At 72.5% G+C, this 4979-nt stretch carries 2 protein-coding genes; both read left to right on the forward strand.

What is annotated here, in order from left to right; translation table 11 throughout:
* On the forward strand, positions 1 to 1449 hold a 1449-nt coding region (locus PROKR_RS29055; RefSeq protein WP_211240275.1), incomplete at its 5' end, for a glycoside hydrolase family 76 protein.
* 110 nt (positions 1450 to 1559) lie between these two features.
* On the forward strand, positions 1560 to 4979 hold a 3420-nt coding region (gene hrpA, locus PROKR_RS29060; RefSeq protein WP_281171770.1), incomplete at its 3' end, for an ATP-dependent RNA helicase HrpA.

The raw sequence follows: 4979 nt of genomic DNA on the forward strand, positions 1-4979 counted from the left end.
GACGCGGCGCCGGCCGGTGCGAGCGCCGCCGGACCGGAGACCGCCGTCGGACCGGACGGGACCGGGACGCACGCCGCCACCCTGGCCGAGATCTGCGACATCTACTGCGACGCCCGGGACCCCGGGGCCGCGGTGGGCGACCGGGTGCCGGTGAGCACCACGGTCCACGGCCGCACGATCCGGCTGCACGTGTCCGACCCCGATGTCATGGGCTGGGGCTCGATCGACGGCGGACAGCCGGGCGACGAGGTGTGGCTGGACCGCTCGTTCGACGGCGGCCGGACGTGGGCGTCGGGCAGCCGGCTCGGCGCCACGACGACCCCGACGGGCTCCACCGGCTGGCGCACCCAGATGTACAACGTGGACGACTGGAACAACGTCGGCGTCGGCGCTCTCCGGGCCTGCGGCAAGGCGGGCGACCGCCCCGAGATCGCGTGCACCGGCTGGGCGCGCAACGACCGCAACGCGGGCAGCCGCTCGACGGCGGCCGCCACCGCGCTGATGATGCTGTGGGACCGCGACACCGGCCTGTTCGAGACCGACGGCTGGTGGACAGGGGCCAACGCGCTGACCGCCGTCATCGACAACGCCCGGATCAGCGGCATGGGCAGCTACCGGTACGCGATCGCGCAGACCTACGACAAGAACGTGAACGCGCGCGACGGCCAGTTCCGCAACGAGTACCTGGACGACACGGGCTGGTGGGGCCTGGCCTGGATCGCCGCCTACGACCTGACCGGGGACAGCCGGTACCTGAGCACCGCCCGGGCCGACGCCGACCACATGCGCGCCTACTGGACCGACAAGTGCGGCGGCGGCGTGCAGTGGAACACGGGCATCGCGTACAAGAACGCGATCACCAACGAGCTGTACGTGCAGCTCAACGCGGCGCTGCACAACCGGATCCCCGGCGACACCACCTACCGTCAGCGGGCGCAGGAGGGGTGGGAGTGGTTCCGGGACAGCGGCATGATCAACTCGGGCAACCTGGTCAACGACGGGCTCAACGACGCGTGCGCCAACAACGGCCAGCCCACCTGGACGTACAACCAGGGCGTGATCCTCGGGGCGCTCGCCGAGCTGCACCGGGCCACCGGTGACGCGGCGCTGCTGGAGACCGCCCGCGACCTGGCCGACGCCTCGACCGGCTCGACGTACCTCAACCCCGGCGGGATCCTCCGCGAGGTGAACGAGGGCGACGACTGCGACAGCGACGGCGCGTCGTTCAAGGGGGCCTACGTGCGCGGGCTGGGCAAGCTGAACGTGGCCCTGGGCGACCGTCCGTACAGCGCGTACCTCGACCGGCAGGCCGACGCCGCGTACGCCGACGACCGGGACTCGCTCGGCATGTACGGCCCGCACTGGGCCGGGCCGCTGGTGCGGCCCGCGACAGGGCACGGCTGCCAGCACGGCGTGCTGGACCTGATGAACGCGGCCGAGGCCGGGTAGCACCCGCCAGGCGCCCAGGTCACCCCTGTGACCTGGGCGTCTGACCCGTGGGCGGCCTCTGGTGGGCCGTGCGGCAAATCATCTTGCCGTTCCTGGGAGAATGAGGGGTTGTGAGTACCGAGCCTTCCTCCACCCCTGTGTCCGACGGCGATCGCGGTCGCGCGGGCGGAGGCCGGAACCACCGCCGTGGCTCGGGCAGGCGCGCCGGCAACCAGAACCGCCGTCCGCGGCGGTCCGGGCCGCAGCGCGTCTCCGCGGAACAGCTCGCGGCCGCGGCGGCCAAGCGGGCCGCCGTCGAGATGCCGGACATCACCTATCCGGCCCAGCTGCCCGTCTCCGCCCGGCGCGAGGACATCGCAGCGGCGATCCGGGACCACCAGGTCGTGATCGTGGCCGGCGAGACCGGCTCCGGCAAGACGACGCAGATCCCCAAGATCGCGCTCGAGCTGGGGCGCGGTCGCGAGGGCCAGATCGGCCACACGCAGCCCCGCCGCCTCGCCGCGCGCACCGTCGCGGAGCGCATCGCAGAGGAGCTCGGTACCCAGCTCGGCGGCGTCGTGGGCTACCAGGTGCGGTTCACCGACCAGTCCAGCGACGAGACGCTGGTCAAGGTCATGACCGACGGCATCCTGCTCGCCCAGATCCAGCGCGACCCCCAGCTCCTGGCCTACGACACGATCATCATCGACGAGGCGCACGAGCGGTCCCTCAACATCGACTTCCTGCTCGGGTACCTGTCGCGGCTGCTGCCGCAGCGGCCCGACCTCAAGCTGATCATCACGTCGGCCACCATCGACTCCGAGCGGTTCGCGGCCCACTTCTCCCCCGCCGCCCTGGCGCAGCGGGGCGGGGCGCCCGAGTACGTCACCGACGTGCTCCCGGACCTGGCTCCGATCGTCGAGGTGTCCGGCCGTACGTTCCCGGTCGAGATCCGCTACCGGCCGCTCTCGCCGGACGAGGGCGAGCCAGGTACGGAGGGCGAGCGGACGCCGTCGGGCCGCGACCAGGGCGGCCCCAAGAAGAAGGGCAAGGCCCGCGGCGACGAGGACAAGGACCTCGTCACCGGCATCATCGAGGCCTGCGACGAGCTGATGCGGGAGGGCAGCGGCGACATCCTGGTGTTCCTCTCCGGCGAGCGCGAGATCCACGACGCCGCCGACGGCCTCGCCGGGCATCTCAAGGAACGTGCGCGCGACCCGAAGCACCCGCAGCACGTCGAGATCCTGCCGCTGTACGCGCGGCTGTCGAGCGCGGAGCAGCATCGCGTGTTCCAGCAGCACGCCTCGCGGCGCATCGTGCTGGCCACGAACGTGGCCGAGACGTCCCTGACCGTCCCGGGCATCCACTACGTGGTGGACCCGGGCACCGCGCGCATCAGCCGCTACTCGAAGCAGACCAAGGTGCAGCGGCTGCCGATCGAGCCGGTGTCGCAGGCGTCCGCCAACCAGCGCAGCGGCCGCTCCGGCCGTGTCGCGGACGGCATCGCGATCCGCCTCTACTCGGAGGAGGACTTCGGCGGACGGCCCGAGTTCACCGAGCCAGAGATCCTGCGTACCTCCCTGGCGTCGGTGCTGCTGCAGATGATCTCGGTGGGCGTGGTCAGCACGCCCGACGACGTCGCCCGCTTCCCCTTCGTCGAGCCGCCGGACACACGCGCGATCCGCGACGGCGTGCAGCTCCTGACCGAGCTGGGCGCGCTGGAGGAGGTCGACGGCATCACGCGGCTGACCGAGGTGGGCCGCACCCTCGCCCAGCTGCCGATGGACCCCCGCCTGGCGCGCATGGTCATCGAGGGCTCGAAGCACGGCGTGGCCCGCGAGGTGGCGATCGTCGCGGCCGCGCTGTCGATCCAGGACCCCCGCGAGCGCCCCGCCGAGCAGCGCGCGCAGGCCGACCAGCTGCACGCCCGGTTCGCCGACCCGCGCTCCGACTTCCTGACCTATCTGAACCTCTGGGAGTACGTGCGGGAGCAGCAGCGGCTGCTCTCCAGCTCGGCCTTCCGGCGGCAGTGCAAGGCGGAGTACCTGAACTTCCTGCGGATCCGCGAGTGGCAGGACGTCGTGGCGCAGCTCCGCGAGATGGCCAAGCCGCTGGGGATCGAGATGTCGTTCCAGCCGCGTCGCCGGGCCGTCGACGTGCGGCCCGCGGTGGCGGAGGACGGCGCCGAGCCCGAGGCCGCGACGTACCGGCAGACCTGGGACGACGACACCATCCACCGGTCGCTGCTCGCCGGGCTCCTGTCGCAGATCGGCATGCAGGACACCGGCGAGGTCAAGGCGTCCGCCGTCGCGCACCTGCGCGGGGCGCAGCGCGAGATCGCGCTGAAGCGCGCGAAGAAGCAGGCCCGCAACGAGTACGTCGGCGCCCGCGGGGCGCGGTTCGCGATCTTCCCTGGGTCTCCCCTGTCCAAGAAGCCGCCCGTGTGGATCATGGCGGGCGAGCTGGTCGAGACCAGCCGCCTGTGGGCCCGCGACGTCAGCCGCATCCAGCCCGAGTGGGCCGAGGACCTCGCCGGGCCGCTCGCGAAGCGCACCTACTCCGAGCCGCACTGGTCCACCAAGCAGGGCGCGGCGATGTGCACCGAGAAGGTGCTGCTGTACGGAGTGCCCATCGTGTCCGACCGCCGCGTGCTCTACGCCAAGGTGGACCCCGAGGCCGCGCGCGAGATGTTCGTGCGGCACGCCCTCGTGCAGGGCGAGTGGACCACGCACCACCGGTTCTTCCACGACAACCGCGCCCTCCTGGAGGAGGCCGGCGAGCTGGAGGCTCGCTCCCGGCAGCGCGGCCTGGTCGCGGACGAGGACGACCTGTTCGCCTTCTACGACGAACGTGTGCCCGACTCCGTCGTCTCCGCGGCGCACTTCGACCGCTGGTGGTCGCGGGCCCGCAAGGAGACGCCCGACCTGCTCACCTTCACCATGGAGCAGCTGGTCGGCGACGCCTCCGTGGACACCGCCGAGTTCCCGGAGACCTGGCCCCAGGGCGAGCTCTCCCTACCGCTCACCTACCAGTTCCAGCCCGGCTCCGACGCCGACGGCGTCACCGTGCACGTCCCCGTGGCCGTGCTCGCGCGCGTGGTGCCGGACGGGTTCGACTGGATGGTGCCCGGGCTCCTGGAGGAGCTGACCGTGGCGACCATCAAGTCCCTGCCCAAGACGGTGCGGCGAGAGCTCGTACCGGCGCCCGACGTCGCCCGCGAGGTCGTCGCCTGGCTGCGCGCCGAGGCCCCGGCCTGGGAGGACATCGCCCGGGCGGGCGACATGGCCGAGCCCTACACGTCGGCGTTCACGCGTGCCGTGCGGGCGCTGCGCGACGTCGTCGTGCCGCCCGAGGTGTGGGACGACGAGCGCGTCTCGCGGCTCCCGCGGCACCTCCGGGTGACGTTCCGGGTGGTTGAGGAGCGCGGGCGGGGACGGTCGGCGTCGGCCGTGGTGCTGGACGAGTCCAAGGATCTCCTGCTGCTGCAGCGCAAGCTCGCGTCGCGCGCCGAGGCCGCCGTGCGGTCGGCGGTGCGCGGGGCCGTCGGCGCC

It is taken from the genome of Promicromonospora kroppenstedtii DSM 19349 (genome assembly GCF_000515355.1).
Lineage (GTDB): Bacteria > Actinomycetota > Actinomycetes > Actinomycetales > Cellulomonadaceae > Promicromonospora > Promicromonospora kroppenstedtii.